We start from the raw sequence: 19,681 nt of genomic DNA, 5'->3' as shown, positions 1-19,681 counted from the left end.
TACGTACGAAAGCTTGTAGCATGTAATGTATTGTCTCATTATGCAATAGAAAAAGGATCAGACTCCCGATCACAACACAAATGAAGTTAAACAATACACCACCTAGATAATAAAAAGATTTTTGCGTGCGATTTAACGTACTGATAGGACCGCCCGGAGTATATAACCCTTCCCAAATGTACTTTCTAGAAATAAAGAAATGTCCCAGTTGAAAAAATGGTTCTCCTTTTCCTAATGCAATGGATTTAATCGGAATACCATAACATCGTGCAGCGAACGCATGACCATACTCATGAATAATCAAACAAGGGAAATAGAAGAGAAACATGATGAAGTTGTAGAGTAAAACATCCATATTCAGTCATCCTTTCATAAACTCATGTTACAAAATATGGATGATGGTTTCAAGAGGAGAGTATATACGAAAATGAGCAAACGACACCACTGTGTGACGTTTGCTCATTGATTTAAAAAGATATTAGGTACTCGCTATCAGCATCAATAGACGGCAATCGGACCGTATGGACCTTCGATGATCTCAAGTCGTGTCTCGAAAATCTCGGATAATAGCGCTTCATCCATGACTTCGGCGACCGTTCCGAAAGCGGCAATTTGTCCGTCCTTCATCGCACAAATGTGATCGGCATATTTCGCGGCAAAATTGATATCGTGTAAGACGGTGATGATCGTCCGTCCGAACGTATCAGCGACGTGTCGCAGGTACTCCATCATCTGGACCGAGCGGGCGATATCGAGGTTATTGAGGGGTTCGTCGAGTAGAATGTATTCTGTTTCCTGACAGAGTACCATCGCGACATATGCCCGTTGCCGCTGTCCGCCCGATAATTCATCGAGGTAACGGTTCTCAAGCGACGTCAACTCGAGAAAATCGATGTATTTCGAGATGATCGTCTCATCGTCAGCCGTCAAGCGACCTTTTGAGTAGGGGAAACGTCCGAAGCCGACGAGCTGCCGGACGGTCAGTCGGGTCACGAAATGATTTTCCTGCCGCAAGATGGTGATAATCTTTGCTAAGTCTTTCGATTTGCTACTCGTGACATCCATGCCAGCGACTTCGATCTGTCCGGCATCGAGATCAAGTAAACGACCGATCATCATCAACATCGTCGACTTCCCGGCACCGTTTGGACCAATCAACGCCGTGAATCCACCTTTTGGGATCGTTAAGTCGATTGGACCGATTCGGACATCATCTGTATACGATTTTTTAACTTGTTCAAGTGATATCATAGGGACCTCTTTCTAAGCAACACGATAAGGAATATCAGTCCGCCGAACAGTTCAATGATGACGGAGACGACGCTTGGCGTGTTGAAAATGTGATACATGAAGAAATAGGCAGTCGTTAAAACGAAGAAACCGATTGCGAATGCCATCGGGAAGACGTATTTATGATCGTACGTCGCAGCGACCTGATAACTGAGTGTCGCCACTAAAAAGCCGAAGAACGTCAACGGTCCAATCAATGCCGTTGACATCGACATCAGGAGTGAAATCAGAATCAAGAAGTAGATGACACTGCCACGATGATTGACGCCGAACGATGTCGCGACCTCTTTACCGAGTGCGACGACGTTGAGTCGTCTTGACGAGAAGAAGAGCAATAGACCGACGATGAGGACGACCGGAATGACAATCGGGAAGTAAGACGCGTCGGCATTCGTGACCGAACCAAATAATCGTGCTTGTAAGATATCGAATTCGGACGGTGCAAGCATTTTTCGCATGAATGACGACAGCGAGTTCAGACCCGTGCCGAGAATGATTCCGACGAGTAACATCAGCTGCAGGTTCGCGTATTTTCCGGATAACAACCATCCGTATAATAAGAGACTCATCGCGAGCATGATCGCGACCTGTGTCAAAAAGGCGCTCGTGCCGGTAAAGCCGACGAGTGCTCCCGCACCGAAGAAGAAGATCATCGATGTCTGGATCGTCGAGTAGAGAGCATCAAAACCAAGCAAGGATGGTGTGATGATCCGGTTGCTCGTGACCGAATGAAAGGCGACGGTCGCGAGACTTTGGCAAATTGCTGCAATCGCCATCGTGATGACGGCGGTGATCCGGCGTTCGACGACCGGCCAAAAGGACGGAGAATCAAACGGAACCGGATTGTTGTAGAGCAAGAGACCAATCGTACTGAGCACTCCGCCGCTGAGGAACAGGATGAGGAGAATCCAGTAGCGGCGCTCGAGTCGTTTCGACTGAAACGCAGACGCCCGGCGATTGGTTTCACGTGTAACGCTCGGTTGAATTCGTGTATGTTCCTGTTGTCTAATCGCGGTACTCATCTGACACCTCCAGTCTTCCGTCGACGTAACAGAATGATGATGAAGACGGCTGCCCCGACCGTTCCGAGAATCAAGGAGACCGGTAGCTCAAACGGACGGATGATCGTGCGTGAAATCAAATCACTGATTAAAATCGTCGCCATCCCAATCAGACAGACCCACGGCAGATTACTACGGAGATCGTCACCGCGAAACATCGAGACGATGTTCGGAACGATCAAGCCGAGGAAGGGCAGATTGCCGATGACGGTCGCGACGACACCGACGGATAAAGCAATCAGCCCAGTCGCAATCAGCATCAGTCGATTGTAGTTGACGCCAAGACTCGTCGCGACGTCTTCACCGAGCCCGACGAGCGTCAAGCGACTCGCGAGAAAGAAGATACAGACCGTGACACCGATGATGATCCAGAGGTATTCGTAGCGACCGATCTGGACGGACGCGAACGAACCGACGAACCAGCCTTCGATCGCTTGGCTGGCACGGAAGAACAACCCGAGGAACGTCGATATCGCGGAGATGACGGCTCCGAGCATCAGACCGATGATTGGAACGATCAACGATGACCGCAATCGGACCGAACGGAGAAACCAGAAGAAGACCATCGTCCCGATGAACGCAAACACGATGGCTCCGGTCATCCGCATCAACAAGGACGGTGCCGGAACGAGTAAGTAAACGGCTAACAGTCCGAGTCCCGCCCATTCGATCGTTCCCGTCGTCGTCGGTTCAACGAGCCGATTTTGCGTGATCAGTTGCATGACGAGTCCAGCCATTGCCATCGCAGCACCCGTCAGCATCAAGGCGAGTGTCCGCGGAACACGTGTGATCCAGAACATATCGAAATCGTTCGCTGCACTCCGTAGTTCGTAGACGCCCGTGAAGAGGGAAGCCGCTGCGAGCGCTAAGACGAGACATAAGGTCAAGACGAACGGCTTCGTCCAAACGACAGAAAAGGAAGGTCGAGCGGGTGGCTCAACTCTTCCATTCATTTGTTGCTGTGCGTGTGCCATTACTTCTCGAGCGCTTTCGCGATGTTAGTGAAGAATTCAGAGTACGTCTGAATCGATTCATTCAAGTACGTGTCTTTTGGTGCGTAAACGATGTTGTCGTCTTTGATTGCTTTTGTTTTCTGCATGGCAGGCGCACGGTCAATGACATCTTGCGCCGGTACGGCACCTTCAGCGTTTCCAAGTGGTGCGTCGCGGTCAAGGACGAGTAACCAGTCCGGGTTACTTTGAGCAATCGCTTCGACCGAGACTTCATCACCTTGGTCGTTGCCCGATTTTTGTTTGACTTCGAGGGCTGGTTTCCAATCGAACAGATCATACATCGGTCCGAAGACACGTCCACTCATCGGAGCCGAGAATCCGATATCGCCGCCTGAGACGATGACCGACATGACGCTGTCCTGTCCGTTATACGATTTTTTAACGTCTTTGATCGATTGCTCAAGCGTTGTCACGAGCTGGTCCGCTTCTTGTTTTTTATCGAAGATTTGTCCGAGTGTTTCAGTCGTATCTTCAAGTCCTTTGACGAGTAACTCACCTGGCGTACCGGAGTCTTCCGGTAAAGCGATGTCAAGATCGATGACAGCGGCGTTCGGGACGAGTTTTTTGATGTCTTCGTAATGATCAGCGAAACGCTGGCCGACGATGACGACGTCTGGATTGACACCAGCAATCGCTTCGAGGTTCGGTTCGAAGTGCATGCCGACATCGACGATATCCTTGTCTTTTGCGTATGGTGATTCAGCCGGGAGCAGTCCGACTGGTGCTGCTGCGAGTTCGACGTTCCATGCGGCAAGCGTCTCGAACGTTCGGTTGTCGAGTGCGACGACTTTTTTCGGATCGACCGGGACGTTGACTGTTCCGTGTGCGTCCTTGATTTTGACTGTCTTCGGTGCTTCTGCGTCCTTCTTCGTGTCTGCTTCTCCTGCGTTCCCGCATGCCGCCAATAAGACAGCAAGCGAACTCACGACGAGTGGTGTTTTCCATTTCCCCATGATGATTCAGCTCCTCTTGTTCAATTTGATAAACATGGATCACGGATTGAGTAGCAGATGGATTATGTATACCTACGTGATTAATCTGCTCTCAATAAGTGATAATGATTATCATTGTCATGTTCACCGAGAATGATAGCAGACGATTTTGGAAGACGCAACGCTAATTTCCAGCCAAATGGCTGTCTGAATTTTTACCTTCTATAAACTATACGAAAATAAAAAAATGATAATCTTTCTCATTTAGGACTGGAAGTAGGAACATTGGACGCTTTTGACGAAAAGAGGTTTAGGTGACTGAAAAAAGAGAAAGTGGTAATAAATGTAACCTTTTCGTTTTTTAAATCAGAGACGCTACAGAAGATGACTTCGAAATGAGGTGCTGTATGAATCAACCATTCGAAGACTTGAAGATGTATCAAAATTTTGATGAGCTCGCAGATGATGTCCTCGATTTCGCAAAAGAGATTCTACCGGACCAGATGCTGTATTTATCAGCGATCGAAGCAGGGCAACAACGGATGTTGAAAATCGCGAACGATAAAGCGGATATCCCGATGGTGGAAGGCATGCAGCTTGAATTGAACCAATCGTTATGTAAACTGATTGATTTCGAGACGAAACAGCCGGTCGTCCTCGAAGATATTCCGAACGCGGAACAACTCGGCGACTGGCGAAAAGGTCTGGAGGAGGCTCACGTTCGGTCCTATTTAGGTATTCCGATCGTCTTGACGAGCGGTGAGACGTTCGGAACGTTATGTGCGATCAATAATCAGGTCAGCTTGTATGAGCAAAAGAACATTCAGCTATTGCAACGCATCGTCCGGTTGTTTTTGTACTACTTGGAGCTCGAGCGTCATGCTTGGAAAGACGCGTTGACAGGACTGCACAATCGGAGGTACTTAACGAAACAGTTCGAGGAGCATCGCGGGCAGACAGGAGCCGTCTTCTTCCTTGATTTAGATGGCTTTAAGCAGGTCAACGACGTTTATGGACACGAGACGGGGGACATCGTCCTGCAAGAAGTCGCACAACGCTTGCGACAATTCGTCCGCGAACAGGATGATGCGATAGCCGTGCGACTAGGAGGCGATGAGTTCATTCTGCATTTTGGACATGCTGATTCGAGGGAAGGCTGGGAACGACTTGCGGAGCAGATCGTCACCGCGTTAAGTGAGTGGAAAACGGACTACCGGGTGTCGACGAGCATCGGGATCGTGATGTATGACGGTGAGTACCGTCCAGAGTTGCAAGCCTTGTTACAACAGGCAGATGCCGCGCTATATGCCGCTAAGTCGTTAGGAAAGAATACGTATCAGTTCTATGAGTTGGCGAAGAAATGAAAGAAATAAAAAATGACCTGACGCTTCTGAATCTTCTCAGAAACATTCAGGTCTTTTTAGTTGCCATGAAGACGATAGACGATCCGAATGATATCCTTTTTCGGAAGATCAGGGTACTTGAGACATAACTGTTCGACACATGTCACGGGATCGACATCTTCTAACAAGCGGATGGCTTCTTGGACGATTGGCTCATGTTGTGCGCTGCCTTCAGAAGACGAAGCAGTCGAATCGCTCGATTGATGAATCAGGTAAAACAATACCGTATGTACAGATACCAGCACGACTTTTGTCGCGAGAGAAATCGTGATCGACGCAACGTAGAGGTCCATCCAAAGTAAGACGCTCAAACTGACGGAACCGTTCACGACAGCAAACAGTATGTTCGAGAAACGACGCTTGAACAGTCCGCCAAGCGCACGCATCATCCCGTCGAAGACGACGCTGACGACCAGGCTAGCGAGATAGAAACATACGAGAAACACTAGACAACCAACGAACGAGTCGTAGGACACATCTCCGACGTATAAAATCAGTCCATCGATCATCAGTAAAGGGAGCACTAAGAGCAGACTGAGCAAAACAAGCGAGACGGAGGAAACCAGTCGTGACATCCTATCATCCTTTCCGTGCAATTGATTTCGTTAGACAAGAAATGCAGCATACAAACTAGGATACCGTTTAACACAGTTGATTACAATTATTTACAAACAAGAGACGTACACAGAATGTTACTCAGTTAAGCGTGGAAATCCAGTCAAAAAGCGCCTGTACGTCCAGTTAACATCTAGATTATCCATTGACAATCCTTCCCTTTCCCTCATACAATTGAAAATGATTATCAATACAAGTTGGGAGTTCTGCCTACCATGAACGTTAACCGTAAAAAATTACTGATTTCTACCGTCTCGATCCTGTCTTTGACATCTTTATTGATCGGCTGCTCGAACCCGGGCGAGTCGACAGGAGAGCGAAAAGATAAAGATACATTGACGCTCGCGTGGCCACGCGACGTCGGAACGATGAACCCGCACGTTTATAACCCATCACAACTGTTCGCACAGTCAATGATCTATGAACCACTCGTCCACTACGGAGAAGGTGGAAAGCTCGAGCCATACTTAGCCTCGTCTTGGAAGATTTCTGAAGACGGAAAAACGTATACGTTCACGCTCCGTGACGGCATCAAGTTCTCGGACGGTTCGATGTTTGACGCAGCGATCGTCAAAAAGAATTTTGACGCGATCCTCAAACAAAAAGCCTTACATAGCTGGCTTGGCTTCATCACGAAAATCGAGAAGACGGAAGCCGTCGATGCGAAGACGTTCCGCCTGACATTATCTGAAGCCTATTACCCGACGATCCAAGAGCTCGCGGTCGTCCGCCCGGTCCGTTTCCTCGGAGAAGCGGGATTCCCGGAAAACGGGGATACGTCGAAGGGTGTCAAAAAAGAAGTCGGAACAGGTCCATGGATGCTCGACGAATACAAACCGGATCAGTATGCGACGTTTAAGGTCAACAAGAACTACTGGGGTCCGAAACCGAACATCGATCACATCAAGGTCGACATCATCCCGGATGCAGAGACACGTGTCTTAGCACTCGAAAAAGGACAAGTTGATCTGATTTACGGTGAAGGGGCGATCAGCATCGATGCCTTCAATCAGTTGAAGACGGATAAATCCTACAAAACAGAGATGTCCGAACCAGTCGCGACGCGTCTCCTCGTCTTGAATACGAAAAATAAGCGTCTGTCTGACGAACGCGTCCGCCAGGCGCTCCAGCACGGGTTTGATAAAGCTGCTCTCGTCGAAGGGATCACGTCGGGAATAGAAGCACCGGCTGACTACCTGTTGCCACCGAACATGCCGTACACGTCGAACCTGAAAGTGAAGCAACGGGATTATGACGTCAAGGAAGCGAATCGTCTTCTTGATGAAGCAGGTTGGAAACTGCCGAAAGGTGAAAAGGTTCGCGTCAAGGACGGGCAACCGCTGCAAATCGGGATGATGTATGATGCGGCCGAGCAGGTCCAAAAGGCGATGGCCGAAACGTTGCAGTCGGAATGGTCGAAAATCGGCGTCGAGCTGAAGACGGAAGCTGTCGAATTACCGGATCAAGTCCAGCGCTTCAAAGACAACCGATTTGACATCAACTTCTACAGCAACTTCGGTGCACCGTATGATCCGCATACGTTCGTGAACCTGATTGATACGGATGGCTTCGGCTTCAAAGAAGCGATTTCGGCTTATCCGAATAAAGAACAACTGTTGCAAGAGATCAAAGATGTCTTGAAGACGACAGACGAGACGAAGCGTCAGAAGATGTACGCCGACATTCTGCCATCACTCCAAGATCAAGGGGCATTGATTCCGATTTCGTACTTGAAGAAGATGGCGGTCTATCAGTCGGACGTGACGAACTTCCAGTTCCCGGCGAACCGGGATGAGAGTCCATTTGCCCGAATCGGCATTAAGTAAAGGAGGGATGACATGGGGGTCTTCCTCGTCAAACGCATATTATCCGTCATCCCGATCTTGTTACTTGCTGTCTTGATTCTGACAGGGTTGATTCATTTGTCACCAGTTGATCCGGCACAGGCCTATCTATCCGCTGCCCATATCCAACCGACGGATGAACTGCTCGCTGCAAAACGAGCAGAATTCGGACTCGATCAACCGTTCTACAAACAATACTTCGATGCCGTCATCCGCTTGGCGCAGCTCGATTTCGGCACATCGTATCTTTCCGGCAAACCGGTCCTAAAAGATGTCTTGCTTCGCTTACCACCGACGGTCGAGCTAGCAGTGACGAGTCTACTGCTCGCACTCGTCATCAGCATCCCGCTCGGGTTCCTTGCCGGGATCAAGAAGAATGGCTTCTTTGACCATCTCAGTCGGGCAATCGCCTTCATCGGTGCTTCAATCCCGTCGTTTTGGCTCGGGTATCTGTTCATCTTCTTCTTTGCCGTAAAGCTGGATTGGTTCCCGGTCGGGGGAACGGGAAGTGTGATGCACTTGATCTTACCGGCATTGACGCTCGCCTTTCCGTTGATTGCCTTGTATACACGATTGCTCCGTGGCAGTGTGATTGAAGCATTGAATGAACCGTACGTCTTGTTTGCCCGGACACGTGGCTTAAAGGAAGGACGGATTCTTGGGAAACACGTTCTCCGGATGGCGATTCCACCGATGATCACGGGTCTTGGGATGAACCTCGGGAAGTTGCTGACGGGAACGATCATCGTCGAGACCGTCTTCTCGTGGCCAGGCTTCGGTCGCTACTTCATTGAAGCAATCTTTGATCGGGATATGCCGGTCATCCAAGGCTACGTCTTTCTCGCGGCCCTCGTCTTCATCGGTAGCAGTTTGCTCGTCGACATCATTCAAGCCGTGCTCGATCCACGCCTAGCGAAAAAAGGAGGGACGGTATGAATACTCCACTTCCAGCAACGATGATCCGGTCGCGGTATACGCCGCTTCTTTATCTCTGTGCCCTCGTCTTAATCGGTATGGCAGGCATTGCGTTATTCGCGCCATGGATCGCGCCGCATGATCCGAACCTCGTCGACTTGACGCAAAAGCTCCATGGTCCGTCGTCAGCCTATCCGCTCGGAACCGACCAACTCGGACGCTGTCTCTTGTCGCGTTTGATTTACGGCGCGCGGATTTCACTCGGCTGTGCCGTGTTGATTTTCATCGCCTCGCTCGCAATCGGACTGTTCGTCGGAACACTTGCCGGTTACCGTGGCGGCTGGGTCGACCAACTCTTGATGCGACTGTGTGACGGTGTGATGGCATTTCCGAGTTTGATTCTCGTCCTCGGTCTCGTCGGTATCTTCGGTCCAGGTCTTAAGCAAGTCATCATCGCCTTGATGCTCGTCCAGTGGGTCTACTACGCGCGAATGTTCCGCGGAATGGTCATGACGCTGAAGACGGAAGCGTTCATCGCCGCTGCTCGCGTCAATGGTTCGTCTTCGTGGAAAATCATCCGGACGCACATCCTGCCGAACATCTTACCGCCGCTGCTCGTCATCGGAACGCTAGAGATGGGCTGGGCAATCATGGATATCTCGGCGATGTCGTTCCTCGGGCTTGGTGTTCAGTCACCGACAGCCGAGTGGGGAGCGATGATTCACGAAGGAAAATCGTACATTCGGACGAATCCGGAATTGATGATTTATCCGGGACTTGCGATCATGCTCGTCATCATCAGCTTTAACCTAGTAGGAGAACAGTTAGCAGAACGATTCGGTGTGTCAAAAACGATGAAATGAGAGGAGGTGCCCGTATCGAACCGATCTTAGCTGTCGACGGTCTGACCGTCCATACGAAACAACAAGTAACATTGATCGAAAGTGTGACGTTCTCAATTCAAGCTGGACAGATTCTTGGTCTTGTCGGAGAGAGTGGTTGCGGAAAGACGGTGACGAGTCTCGCCTTGATGCGTCTGCTTAATCCACAGACGACAGACGTCACTGGCGATATTCGACTGAACGGAACATCAATTCAATCCTTATCAGAACGCGCTGTGCGAACGATTCGGGGCGATGAGATTGCGTTCATCATGCAAAATCCGATGAGTGCCTTCACACCGGTCTATTCGATCGGGCACCAGATGATCGAGACGATTCAGACCCATACGCGTTGTTCAAAACGTGAAGCAAAACAACAAGCGATGACGGCACTCGAAGAAGTCAATCTGACCGACGTTGCCCGGTTGCTCAAAGCATATCCGTTCGAACTGAGTGGCGGGATGTTGCAACGGATCATGATTGCCTTAGCCGTTGCCTTGCGCCCAAGCGTCTTGATTGCCGACGAACCGACGACGGCGCTTGATGTCTTTAATCAAAAGACGGTTCTTGAATTACTCGAACGGATGCGGGCGACTTACGGAACGGCGATCTTACTCATTTCACACGATCTCGGTGTGATCGCCGAACTCGCAGACGATGTCCTCGTCATGCAGCAAGGACGAATCGTTGAGCGAGCAGATGTTTTTGAATTGTTTGATCGACCGCAACATCCGTATACTCAGTCACTTCTTGCACAGCATCTAGGAAGGGAGGCGTTCGGATGAGTCTCTTGCAGATCGATCAAGTCTCACACGTCTATAAACGCCGGTTTCAACCAGCAAAGACCGTCTTACACGATGTCTCATTGACGCTTGAAGCGGGACGCTGTCTCGGATTGCTCGGGTCGAGTGGTGCTGGGAAAAGTACGCTCGGACGATTGTTGCTCGGACTCGAACGCCCAACGACCGGAACGATTTGGTTCAATGGTGTCGATCGCCACGCGACAAAACGACCATTTCAAGGTGACGTCCAAGTCGTCTTCCAGGACTCGTTTGCTGCGGTCAATCCGAAGCTTACGGCTGCCGATATCATCGCCGAACCGCTTGATAATTTCATTCGTTTAAAGGGTGAAGCACGGCAACAGCGTCTCGTCACGCTAATTGAACAAGTCGGGCTCAAGGCGACGGATCTGACGAAATATCCGGCGCAGTTCAGTGGCGGCCAACTTCAGCGAATCGCGATTGCGCGAGCGATTGCTGCTGAACCACGTCTGATCGTGTTAGACGAAGCAGTCAGTAGCCTCGACATGGTCAACAAACGATTGATTCTTGCATTGTTAGCTGACTTGAAGCGGCTACACGGGTTAACATATGTCTTCATCACCCATGACATTAAAGCTGCCGAGCAACTTTGCGACAGCTTCGCGATCTTAGAGCAAGGACGCCTCGTCGGGCATTACCCGAGTCTAGTTGCATTTGATGCTGCGACGGATCCTGCCGTTGAACGGATGCGCCAAGCAAAGCTTGCCGTGCATCCAAGGCAACGAACGATTCGAAAGACACAATCAAACAAAGGATAACGGACGGCTGAACGGCTCCGTTATCCTTTTTTATTGTAGAGCAGGATTAGTAAGGCGTTTTTCGAAACCGAAGACCAGACCAGCCAATTGTTAGGGTAATCCAAACGAGACAAGAAGCGACACCGATTAGATGGGACGAAGAAAAAAACGACGTGTTCGATGGAAGCGACAGAAGCGCACCAGGCGTGAAAAATAATACATCTGGCATTAGCGAAGGAAGTGCAACAAGTAGTAAGGAAACGACGAGCGACAGGATACCAATTGGAACAGCACGTCGCAAAAAGGTGCTGATCAGTAGTGTCAGACCGACGACGAATAACGTCCAAAGACTAAAATCGCTAATGATGCGTAGCGCAAGCATCGGCGAAAGGAATCCGAACCAATAGACGGTCAGACAATAGGACGTGAGTGCGCCGATCAAAATCCCGAATAGACTGATCATCCCGTGACTGAACCATTTCGACAGCAGATAAACATTCCGGGAGACAGGGCGCGTCAGAATGAAATCCTGCATGCCAGTTTGTCGGTCTGAAGCAAGCAGTCCCATGAGGCTCATGATCAGGACAATCAAGCCGAGCTGATTGAACTGTCCGTGAATCGTTGCGCTGAAAACGTCAAGCGGTTGCGGAGTAGGACGATTCGGATCGACGATGATTCCGTCTGCATTTCCGACGTGTGCGAGTAAGACATCCATGTACATCAACAGCAACGGTTGTGTCACACCGAGGGCAATGAAGAACAGCGGTAACCAGACGATTTTCCATTCTTTCCATGCTTCCAACCACTCGGTCCATGTCAGTGTATAAAAGGTCCTCATACGTCTGCCACCATGTCGAGGAACCGTTCCTCGAGTCCAATCGGTTGATAGGCAATCGAAGCAATCGACCATCCTAGCTGAATCAGAGTGGTCGCTAACTGTGAGAGGTCAAGCGGCTGCTGTGCGGAGAACTGATAGCAGCACGGGTTGATTCGATCAATCTCGACTCGTGGAAATAGTGTCGCAGAAAAAGACGGGGCAGCTGTAAGCGTCTCGACTTGAATCCGATATTGATCCACGTTGCGTTGATTGTCGAGTGGACCTAACAATTTTCCGTGCTTAATGACGAGGAAGCGATCGCAACACGTCTTTGCGTCTTCTAAGAGGTGCGTTGAGACGATGATCGTCATCCGTTTCTTTAAGCGGAGGATTAATTGATTGATATCATGTCGACCACTCGGATCAAGGGCGGAAGCCGGTTCGTCGAGAATCAAAAATATCGGTTCATGTAAGATGGCTTGGGCGATTCCGAGACGTTGGCGCATCCCGCCGGACAAGCGTTCGATGACTTCTGCTTGTTGATCGTGGAGTCCAACTTCATTTAGAACGTTCGGAATCCGCTTATTTAACGTTGCGCGATCGAGACCTGACAAGCGACCGAAAAAACGTAATGATTGTTCGCATGTCATCCAAGGCTTAAAGTCGGTCTGTTGTGATAAGTAGCCGATCGATTGCTGGTTTTGACGGATGGAGCGCGAAGACATCGTGATGGAACCACGGTCACTCTCGATCATGCCGCTCAGACATTTCAGGAGTGTCGTCTTTCCGGCACCATTCGGACCAATCAGTCCAAGACATTCATGTTCGTGAATCGTAAAGGAAATATCGTCTAGGATAAGACGTCTTTGAAGTGAAAGCTGGAGATGAGAAATCTGAATCATGCTGTCATCCTCCTTCCGAGGACGAAGTAGAGAATCGAGCCAATCGGCTGGACGAGGAGAATAATCAATAACCAAGTAGTCGGTGTCGCGATCCGGTCCTTCCGTCTAAACCAATCGATACAGGCGCAGCTGAGTAGAATCAGGTTGATGGAGATGTAAATCAATAATAGGGGCAGGAATCGTTCCCAGTCGATGTGTGATAAGGCAGAGAAATCTGTGTTCATGAAAAACCCTCCTTTTCTATTACCATTATCAATAATGAAAATAGAAAAGTCAATGCCATGGACGAATCATCGTTAGTTCTCAATCAGTTAGAGCTATGATAAACTTCTCTTATCAAAATTTTCCAAATGAGATTTGAATCAAATAGTTTAAATGAAAGACGAACTATAAACGAATCATGATTTTAAGGAGGCTTATATGCAGATTTATCAATTCAAAAAAGAGGTTGGTAAGAAGATCACGAAATTTGATTCGAACTTTGTGATGTCGCGAATCATGCAAACTGAAAAAGTGACGCACATCGGATGCATCCATTTAGAGAAGGATGGCGTGGTCGGTTATCACCAGGCTGTCGTGCCGCAACTTCTATTAATTGTAGAGGGTGAGGGCTTTGTAAGAGGGGAAACGGATGACTACATAAATGTTCAGCGTGGGGAAGCCGTGTTTTGGAATCAAGGAGAATGGCATGAAACGAAGACGGATACGGGGTTAACAGCGATCGTAATTGAAAGTGAAGAACTCGATACATCATCTCTTGTTTCCATATGACGAAACCAAGTGCGATACATAAAAAAAGCTATCTCAAAAGAAGAATGATTTGTTTTCTCACGCCCTTTCCTCAGGCGAGGCACAAGCCAGTTTTCCTGCTTCATTCAAGCAGGAAAACTGGCTTGTTTGTCTCTGACAGCGCAAAAATGCGCTTTTCCTATAGGAGTGGTGTGTAAAGCATCATTCTTTTTATCTTTGTAGAGACTAAAGTTTACGTCAGCCTCTACTCTGATTCCGTACACCATTTTTCTAATTCTTCGAGGCATAGATGTAACCGAGCAGTGATCATTTCTCGATTTCCCATCTGTTGCGTTGTTTTATGAGTGAGTTGAGGCTGATGTAGAATATCGTAGTGCTCATACGCTTCTTGCAATATCCATAATGTATATTCATCCAGTAATCGTTGAATTTGAGTGGTGCGTTCGTCTCCAACCACGTTAAAGCAATATCCACTTATGAATCCGTCAGCGATTTTGTTAAGAACATTATTTTTTTCTTGATACGCTTGCTTTATGTATCGTGGTGCATTTGAAAAGGCTGGTAGCAGAAATTTGTAACAAAAAACGAAGTAAGCCGCATATTTCAAATCAAAATCCAATCTTGGAAACGGATCAATGATTGCAATGTGTTTATCACTTAAAATTAAATTTTCTGGTGTTACATCTTGATTCACGAGCGAGATGTTTTGAACCTGAGTTCGTCTATTTTCAATTAAAGCATGAATATGCTGACTGACTTTTTCTTTATCAAAGCAAAGATTAGAGTGGATGAGAGTATTTAAGGCGGTTAAGACGTGTTCATTTTCATCCTGCCATAATTTATCCTCGTTTCTTAAATCACTACCTTGTAAAGTTTCCCCTTGCCAGTGCAGTTCCCCGAAACCAACAATAGAGGTTTTCTGGTTGTGTATATTGTGATAAATTCTCCCTAATTTCTTACCGTAAGAATGGGCTTTATTCTGATCGAGTAACAATAAATCCGTTCCACGACCCATGAACGTTTCTACTGTAAATACTGTGTCATCTTCAATAAAATACTGATAAAAGTCAGGACAGACATTTTGGTCACTTGTATTGGCATGTAAATAGTAAGCTTTCGTAGACTCATACTCTGTAGTCAGCTCTTGTTTATCAATCTGTTGCAACTCCCCATAAGCTTCATTCTTTTTTATGCGAATCACAAGGTCTTGATCATCTACTCTCTTTAACTTATATACAGTGTGCCAAGCTCCTTCACCAATCTTTAGAATCTGTTCTGCTTTTACGTTCAACGTATCCAGCACAATTGCATCAAGATTTTCTTTGATCCGTTTCATGGGGTCTATTTTCTCTCCCTCGCAATGTTGTCTCGTTTCAGTTTGGTGAAAATACGCTTCTAGAAACGGAGCGTGTTTACGGCAAGATGACGAGTGAGACGGTCCGTTCAGTTGCCTGGTCTTCTGTCTCTAGGTGATGATATTTTTCGAGCAATGTTCGCATGTCCTGTTGGAAATCGTTGAAGGTTTCATCCGTCAGTTGCAATTTCGCGATCGAGAACGTCGAATGGTCCTGACCTTGCGTTTGAACTGTCTGTTCGAAGTACGTCTGGTACTGCTGCAAGACGTACATGAAGTAGAACGAGACGAAGTTCACTTTTTCATCGTACGTCGCACTGTTCCAGTCTGCTTCGCTGATTTGATAGCCGCTTGTGTTCAAGGCATAGATCTTCTCTTCGACTTTTCCAACACGCTGGACTGCGACGACCTTCAACAACTGATCGTCCATCATCGCATTGACTTGCCGGTATAAGGTCGACTGCGGTACATCCGTTAAGCGTTGATTCAGTTGCATGATTGATAAACCGTCTTCGCGATCAATTAATTCAAGTGCAATCTTAAACCGGACATGATTTTTGAATAAGTTAAAGTTCACGACGTGTTTCACTCCTTCGTTCAATCGATTCTAAAACTATCTTATCATGCTTTTGGAAACATTCTTAAAAATGATAATGTAAAAAGAGGGAATTTGATGTATTCCTTGAATGATTTAGATTAGAGTATGTTTTAGAAAGGAGTCGTCATATGAAAAATACAAGTTATCGCTATGGTACATATGCACTCATTACAAGCTTTTTCTTATTCTTCATCGTTCAGATGTTTCGTGCGTATGTTGAGTTATCACCAGAGTTTCTAGGAGAAAATCTTGGCGAATACTACTTAACATACTTTCCAATCGGTGCATTGATCCTTGGACTCGTATTACTGATCCACGGCTGGTGGACTGAGGATGAGAAAAAACAGCGTGAAAAGCTAGCTGCAAAAAATCAGCAAGAATCGAATGAATCGGTGTGACATCATACCGTTGATACAGAAGACCGACAACGCATTTTCGTTGCCGGTCTTTATCGTTTCATGTGTTCAATTATTTAAATCGCTTAATCGCGAACGGTCCGATCGGTTCGGTCGTCGATCGTTCCATGATCAATTCACTGAGTACTTTTCCGACTAAGCTGCTGAACTTGAATCCGTGACCGGAGAAGCCGGCGGCGATCGCGATGTGCGGATAGTCCGGATGCAAATCGATGATGAAATCTTCGTCTGGCGTCATCGTATAGAGACACGGTTTGCCGTGAGCTAAAGTATCGATTGAGGGCATGAACGTATTCGTGAACTGTCGTAAATCAGCCGGATCACCCGTCTCTTGACCGAAAGGACGGCGTGGTTGATTCGGATCAACCGGGATGCCGCCGTCGTGGCGTCCGATTTTCAGACCGGCTTGAGCGATACTTGGAAAACCGTAATAATAACCGGCGGGTGTATCAAAGGCGAAGGCAGGGAACACCGCGTCATTGAATACCTCTTCCGCTGCTTCGAACCAGGCGAACGTCTTACGGATAGGGCGCAGCGGTAAGGAGAGTCCAGTCTGTTCGAGCAACGGACCAGACCAGGCACCGGCTGCGACGATTAACGCGTCAGCTGAGTAGGTGTCTGTTCCGACGGTTACGTCCACACCATGAGTGTGGGCGGTAAGCGTCGTCACTTTCGCATTCGTCCGGATGTCGACACCGTTCGCGACAGCAAGATCGCGGTATGCTTCAATACAATCCTCGCACTTCAACACACCGGACGTCGGTTCAAAACAACCGATATACTCGTCGGGCATCGTTAAGCCGGACCAGCGCGTTCTCATTTCGTCAGCCGTCAGGATCTCAAGCGGTAAATCATATTGCGCTGCACTCCTGATGATCGTCTGCATCGAACGGGACGAGCGGTGACCAGCGTTTAAGACTCCGGTATTCAGAAACAGACTCCGACCGCTGATCTGTTCTAACTCATACCACAAGCGTTGCGCGGCTAAGGCGAGCGGCACATAAGCTTCACCTTCCCCGTAGGCATGGCGAATGATCCGTGTCTCGCCATGATGGCTCGCTTGATCATGCGGAGGATTATGGGCGTCTAGTAGTAAGATGTTTTGATCGGTTCGTGAGAGATAGTAGCCGGCTGCCATCCCCATGGAACCGGCACCGACGATGATGACATCATAATGGGACATTTGGTTCGACTCCTTCATATGTAAGTTCACACCAGTATAGAGTGAGAACTAGAAAAGAACAAATGAAAGATTAAATCTCAAATCGACGGGCTTCTTGTTCTAAGTGTTCTGTCCGGTCGTTCAAATCGCCGACGAGCGTATGGAGCGTCGTGATCGTCGCGATCATCTCTTCAGACGCAGCGGCAACTTCCTCGTTACTCGCCGTATGTTCTTCCGCGACAGCGGCAATTTCCGTCAAGGCATTGCGAATGAACCGTTCTGCCTGCAAGACGTCTTCCATCTGTTGCGTCATCTGCTGTGTTGCCGTTGAGACGTGCATGACTTGATCCGTCAATCGTTCGAACGTCGTATCCGTATCGAGGACGATCTGTTCACCGGCTGCTGTTGCTTCGACCGTCGTTTTAAAGCTATGTTGCATCTGCTGCGCACTGGCTTCGATTGACGTGACGATCGTTGCGATCTCACTGACACTGCTAGCGACATGGCTCGAAAGATTCTTGACCTCGGTCGCAACGACAGCGAATCCTTTGCCTTGTTCCCCCGCCCGTGCTGCTTCAATTGCGGCATTAAGGGCGAGTAGATTCGTTTGCTCGGAAATACCGCGGATGATACCGACGAGCGTTTGGATATCTGATGATTGCTGTTTCAGTAGATCAATCTGTTCAGCAGATTGCGTGACGTGCTGATGAATGTGACGCATCTGTTCGACGGAAGCGGACATTTGCTCCCGTCCGACTCGTGTCAGTGTTGCCATCTGCTCCGTCGTTCCTTGAATTTCGACACCAGATTGATTCGTCGTCTCGATCAATGTTGCGAACCGATTCATCTCATCATTCAATGAAAGCGTGACTTGGGTCTGACTTTCGGTTCCGGTCGCGATTTCCGACATCGTATGAGCGATTTGCTCAGAACCGTCGAGTACTTCCGACGTACTTTGGTCGATCGATTGACTCGTCGTCGAGACGAGGGTAGCAGTCTGTTTGATGTCGACAATCATCGTCCGCAGCATCTCGTTCATATCACGAATCGAGATCGCAAGCGCATAGATTTCGTCTTTCGAAGCAATCGTCAAATCGGTCAACGTCTGTTTTGCCTGATCCAGTCGTCCCTCGGCAATCAAGGCAGCGACTTTCTGTAACGTCTCGAGCGGACGTAACTTTCGACCGAGGACGATGTAGAGCAATATGAGTGTGGCCGTTAACAGAAGAAGTAAAAGTCCAATGAAAATCGGAGCATTTTGTTTTAATAATTCTGTTGTGAGGGCATCGATTTCCTTCGCAGCGATGTCGACGCCAAGAATTCCGATGATTTGACCAGACGCATCCTTTAACGGAACGTAGACACTCATATACTGTCCATATACAGGATCATCAATGATGTCCGTCGCGTGTGTTCCACCATTTAATACGTCCTTCATGTCAGTAACTTTTGCGCCACTCGCCGGTTCATTAATCTTTGCGGCATCTTTCTTAGGGAGACCGTCAATCAGCAAACGGACCTTGTTTTGGTCGATGCGTGCTGTGTATGTATACAAGAGTCCGTTTTGTTTACGTAAGGTATCAAGTTGATTCCGTAGGGTTTCATACTGCTCGGACGCGACAGGCGATTGTAGGAATTCGCTATAAGCCACTGTGTCGAATGTTTTGCTGATGCGAAGCGCGTCCTTTTCGGCGGTCGCTTTCAGCGTTGAGACCGCAGTTTGTTTCGTATTGAAGTATAAGGCCAGACTACTAAAAACAAAAAAGGCAATCAAAATCAAACTGATCATTACTAAAAGACGTGTTCGGATGGAATGGTTCTTGGTTGTGTTTTTCACATGCAACCGTCCTTTCAACTCATATTTTCTATCTGTAATTCATTTATCGGTCGTTAAAATACATATTAAACAGGACCTTTTGACGATTTTTTTATAAAAGGTCGTAAGAAAAACCGTTTTTTCTTAAAAAAGGATTTATTAAGAATGATTCAGGGCACATATTAGATAGAAAAAAATACAAGTTGAGGGAAGAGGGATTGAGATGGAAAGTGAAGTTGATCATCGAATCAAGGCAAGACATGTATATGAAAATGAATTACGAAGACACGCGGTCAGCACAAAAAAAGCCACATTTCGATTGATGACATGTCTACGTTGTCAATCGAAGATTCT

Annotated in this window: 20 protein-coding genes; 8 read left to right on the top strand and 12 right to left on the bottom strand. The window is 47.9% G+C overall.

Features of this window, described 5'->3' with window-relative positions; all coding sequences use genetic code 11:
• Window positions 1-498: 498 nt before the first annotated feature.
• The 4 genes from NOM72_RS08290 to NOM72_RS08275 are packed head-to-tail and all read right to left on the bottom strand — an operon-like array spanning window position 499 to window position 4,317.
• Window positions 499-1,251: an iron ABC transporter ATP-binding protein gene (locus NOM72_RS08290; RefSeq protein ID WP_255998747.1), complete on the bottom strand. Its 753-nt coding sequence runs from the start codon at window positions 1,249-1,251 to the stop codon at window positions 499-501.
• Window positions 1,248-2,312 carry an iron chelate uptake ABC transporter family permease subunit gene (locus NOM72_RS08285; RefSeq protein WP_255998745.1) on the bottom strand — a complete coding sequence of 355 codons (1,065 nt, stop codon included), beginning with the start codon at window positions 2,310-2,312 and terminating at the stop codon, window positions 1,248-1,250. Before NOM72_RS08285 ends, NOM72_RS08290 begins: the two co-directional genes overlap by 4 nt.
• Window positions 2,309-3,304 (bottom strand): ABC transporter permease, encoded by a 996-nt coding sequence (locus tag NOM72_RS08280; RefSeq protein WP_215084837.1) that lies wholly within the window; start codon window positions 3,302-3,304, stop codon window positions 2,309-2,311. Before NOM72_RS08280 ends, NOM72_RS08285 begins: the two co-directional genes overlap by 4 nt.
• A 20-nt stretch (window positions 3,305-3,324) precedes the next feature.
• Window positions 3,325-4,317, bottom strand: coding sequence for a siderophore ABC transporter substrate-binding protein (locus NOM72_RS08275; protein ID WP_255998740.1), 993 nt, complete (start codon window positions 4,315-4,317; stop codon window positions 3,325-3,327).
• Window positions 4,318-4,703: 386 nt separating this feature from the next.
• Between NOM72_RS08275 and NOM72_RS08270 the strand changes: the two genes are divergently transcribed.
• Entirely contained in the window at window positions 4,704-5,660 is a 957-nt protein-coding gene (locus NOM72_RS08270) for a sensor domain-containing diguanylate cyclase (protein ID WP_255998738.1), read from the top strand.
• A 56-nt stretch (window positions 5,661-5,716) separates the two neighbouring features.
• On the opposite strand, the gene NOM72_RS08265 is transcribed toward NOM72_RS08270, so the two are convergent.
• Window positions 5,717-6,274, bottom strand: a complete 558-nt coding sequence (locus NOM72_RS08265) for a hypothetical protein (protein WP_055967479.1) — start codon at window positions 6,272-6,274, stop codon at window positions 5,717-5,719.
• A gap of 255 nt (window positions 6,275-6,529) precedes the next feature.
• Here NOM72_RS08265 and nikA point away from each other — a divergent pair, with 255 nt between their 5' ends.
• From nikA to NOM72_RS08240, 5 genes are read left to right on the top strand one after another with little or no spacing between them, the layout of a single operon-like run.
• A complete protein-coding gene (gene nikA, locus NOM72_RS08260) occupies window positions 6,530-8,140 on the top strand; it encodes a nickel ABC transporter substrate-binding protein (protein ID WP_255998735.1) in 1,611 nt (536 codons plus the stop codon).
• A gap of 12 nt (window positions 8,141-8,152) precedes the next feature.
• Window positions 8,153-9,094, top strand: a complete 942-nt coding sequence (gene nikB / locus NOM72_RS08255; protein WP_255998733.1) for a nickel ABC transporter permease — start codon at window positions 8,153-8,155, stop codon at window positions 9,092-9,094.
• A complete protein-coding gene (nikC, locus tag NOM72_RS08250; RefSeq protein WP_370688682.1) occupies window positions 9,091-9,936 on the top strand; it encodes a nickel ABC transporter permease subunit NikC in 846 nt (281 codons plus the stop codon). Before nikB ends, nikC begins: the two co-directional genes overlap by 4 nt.
• Window positions 9,933-10,739 carry an ABC transporter ATP-binding protein gene (locus NOM72_RS08245; RefSeq protein ID WP_255998731.1) on the top strand — a complete coding sequence of 269 codons (807 nt, stop codon included), beginning with the start codon at window positions 9,933-9,935 and terminating at the stop codon, window positions 10,737-10,739. Before nikC ends, NOM72_RS08245 begins: the two co-directional genes overlap by 4 nt.
• A complete protein-coding gene (locus tag NOM72_RS08240) occupies window positions 10,736-11,533 on the top strand; it encodes an ATP-binding cassette domain-containing protein (protein ID WP_047395853.1) in 798 nt (265 codons plus the stop codon). The genes NOM72_RS08245 and NOM72_RS08240 overlap by 4 nt, the downstream gene beginning before the upstream one ends.
• A gap of 46 nt (window positions 11,534-11,579) precedes the next feature.
• Here the strand turns inward: NOM72_RS08240 and NOM72_RS08235 are convergent, their stop codons facing one another.
• The 3 genes from NOM72_RS08235 to NOM72_RS08225 are packed head-to-tail and all read right to left on the bottom strand — an operon-like array spanning window position 11,580 to window position 13,455.
• Entirely contained in the window at window positions 11,580-12,350 is a 771-nt protein-coding gene (locus NOM72_RS08235) for an ABC transporter permease (RefSeq protein WP_255998728.1), read from the bottom strand.
• Window positions 12,347-13,231: an ABC transporter ATP-binding protein gene (locus NOM72_RS08230; protein WP_255998726.1), complete on the bottom strand. Its 885-nt coding sequence runs from the start codon at window positions 13,229-13,231 to the stop codon at window positions 12,347-12,349. The genes NOM72_RS08235 and NOM72_RS08230 overlap by 4 nt, the downstream gene beginning before the upstream one ends.
• Window positions 13,228-13,455 carry a PLDc N-terminal domain-containing protein gene (locus NOM72_RS08225; protein ID WP_056060843.1) on the bottom strand — a complete coding sequence of 76 codons (228 nt, stop codon included), beginning with the start codon at window positions 13,453-13,455 and terminating at the stop codon, window positions 13,228-13,230. Before NOM72_RS08225 ends, NOM72_RS08230 begins: the two co-directional genes overlap by 4 nt.
• Window positions 13,456-13,651: 196 nt before the next feature.
• Here NOM72_RS08225 and NOM72_RS08220 point away from each other — a divergent pair, with 196 nt between their 5' ends.
• Entirely contained in the window at window positions 13,652-14,002 is a 351-nt protein-coding gene (locus tag NOM72_RS08220) for a hypothetical protein (RefSeq protein ID WP_055967497.1), read from the top strand.
• A 223-nt stretch (window positions 14,003-14,225) separates the two neighbouring features.
• On the opposite strand, the gene NOM72_RS08215 is transcribed toward NOM72_RS08220, so the two are convergent.
• Together NOM72_RS08215 and NOM72_RS08210 are read right to left on the bottom strand one after the other, a co-directional pair.
• The gene (locus NOM72_RS08215) at window positions 14,226-15,317 is read right to left on the bottom strand and encodes a hypothetical protein (RefSeq protein ID WP_055967499.1); all 1,092 of its coding nucleotides are present in this window, start codon (window positions 15,315-15,317) and stop codon (window positions 14,226-14,228) included.
• Between the two features lie 76 nt (window positions 15,318-15,393).
• A complete protein-coding gene (locus NOM72_RS08210) occupies window positions 15,394-15,912 on the bottom strand; it encodes a helix-turn-helix domain-containing protein (protein WP_035397867.1) in 519 nt (172 codons plus the stop codon).
• Window positions 15,913-16,061: 149 nt separating this feature from the next.
• Here NOM72_RS08210 and NOM72_RS08205 point away from each other — a divergent pair, with 149 nt between their 5' ends.
• On the top strand, window positions 16,062-16,331 hold the full coding sequence (locus NOM72_RS08205) for a hypothetical protein (protein WP_023468025.1): 270 nt from the start codon (window positions 16,062-16,064) through the stop codon (window positions 16,329-16,331).
• Window positions 16,332-16,401: 70 nt separating this feature from the next.
• Here the strand turns inward: NOM72_RS08205 and solA are convergent, their stop codons facing one another.
• Together solA and NOM72_RS08195 are read right to left on the bottom strand one after the other, a co-directional pair.
• Complete coding sequence (solA, locus tag NOM72_RS08200; protein WP_255998722.1) at window positions 16,402-17,532, bottom strand: N-methyl-L-tryptophan oxidase; 1,131 nt, start codon at window positions 17,530-17,532, stop codon at window positions 16,402-16,404.
• A gap of 70 nt (window positions 17,533-17,602) precedes the next feature.
• The gene (locus tag NOM72_RS08195) at window positions 17,603-19,300 is read right to left on the bottom strand and encodes a methyl-accepting chemotaxis protein (protein WP_255998720.1); all 1,698 of its coding nucleotides are present in this window, start codon (window positions 19,298-19,300) and stop codon (window positions 17,603-17,605) included.
• Window positions 19,301-19,681: the final 381 nt, after the last annotated feature.

It is taken from the genome of Exiguobacterium sp. LL15 (genome assembly GCF_024436095.1).
Lineage (GTDB): Bacteria > Bacillota > Bacilli > Exiguobacteriales > Exiguobacteriaceae > Exiguobacterium_A > Exiguobacterium_A indicum.
This window is presented reverse-complemented; position numbering and strand designations above follow the sequence as displayed.

What these genes read in the sequence shown, in the direction of transcription:
- NOM72_RS08290 (WP_255998747.1), bottom strand. Translation starts at nt 1,251, where the DNA reads ATGATATCACTTGAACAAGTTAAAAAATCGTATACAGATGATGTCCGA.
- NOM72_RS08240 (WP_047395853.1), top strand. Translation starts at nt 10,736, where the DNA reads ATGAGTCTCTTGCAGATCGATCAAGTCTCACACGTCTATAAACGCCGG.
- NOM72_RS08230 (WP_255998726.1), bottom strand. Translation starts at nt 13,231, where the DNA reads ATGATTCAGATTTCTCATCTCCAGCTTTCACTTCAAAGACGTCTTATC.
- NOM72_RS08235 (WP_255998728.1), bottom strand. Translation starts at nt 12,350, where the DNA reads ATGAGGACCTTTTATACACTGACATGGACCGAGTGGTTGGAAGCATGG.
- nikC (WP_370688682.1), top strand. Translation starts at nt 9,091, where the DNA reads ATGAATACTCCACTTCCAGCAACGATGATCCGGTCGCGGTATACGCCG.
- NOM72_RS08215 (WP_055967499.1), bottom strand. Translation starts at nt 15,317, where the DNA reads ATGAAACGGATCAAAGAAAATCTTGATGCAATTGTGCTGGATACGTTG.
- NOM72_RS08270 (WP_255998738.1), top strand. Translation starts at nt 4,704, where the DNA reads ATGAATCAACCATTCGAAGACTTGAAGATGTATCAAAATTTTGATGAG.
- nikB (WP_255998733.1), top strand. Translation starts at nt 8,153, where the DNA reads ATGGGGGTCTTCCTCGTCAAACGCATATTATCCGTCATCCCGATCTTG.
- NOM72_RS08280 (WP_215084837.1), bottom strand. Translation starts at nt 3,304, where the DNA reads ATGAATGGAAGAGTTGAGCCACCCGCTCGACCTTCCTTTTCTGTCGTT.
- NOM72_RS08245 (WP_255998731.1), top strand. Translation starts at nt 9,933, where the DNA reads ATGAGAGGAGGTGCCCGTATCGAACCGATCTTAGCTGTCGACGGTCTG.
- NOM72_RS08220 (WP_055967497.1), top strand. Translation starts at nt 13,652, where the DNA reads ATGCAGATTTATCAATTCAAAAAAGAGGTTGGTAAGAAGATCACGAAA.
- NOM72_RS08195 (WP_255998720.1), bottom strand. Translation starts at nt 19,300, where the DNA reads ATGATCAGTTTGATTTTGATTGCCTTTTTTGTTTTTAGTAGTCTGGCC.
- NOM72_RS08265 (WP_055967479.1), bottom strand. Translation starts at nt 6,274, where the DNA reads ATGTCACGACTGGTTTCCTCCGTCTCGCTTGTTTTGCTCAGTCTGCTC.
- nikA (WP_255998735.1), top strand. Translation starts at nt 6,530, where the DNA reads ATGAACGTTAACCGTAAAAAATTACTGATTTCTACCGTCTCGATCCTG.
- NOM72_RS08205 (WP_023468025.1), top strand. Translation starts at nt 16,062, where the DNA reads ATGAAAAATACAAGTTATCGCTATGGTACATATGCACTCATTACAAGC.
- NOM72_RS08225 (WP_056060843.1), bottom strand. Translation starts at nt 13,455, where the DNA reads ATGAACACAGATTTCTCTGCCTTATCACACATCGACTGGGAACGATTC.
- NOM72_RS08275 (WP_255998740.1), bottom strand. Translation starts at nt 4,317, where the DNA reads ATGGGGAAATGGAAAACACCACTCGTCGTGAGTTCGCTTGCTGTCTTA.
- solA (WP_255998722.1), bottom strand. Translation starts at nt 17,532, where the DNA reads ATGTCCCATTATGATGTCATCATCGTCGGTGCCGGTTCCATGGGGATG.
- NOM72_RS08285 (WP_255998745.1), bottom strand. Translation starts at nt 2,312, where the DNA reads ATGAGTACCGCGATTAGACAACAGGAACATACACGAATTCAACCGAGC.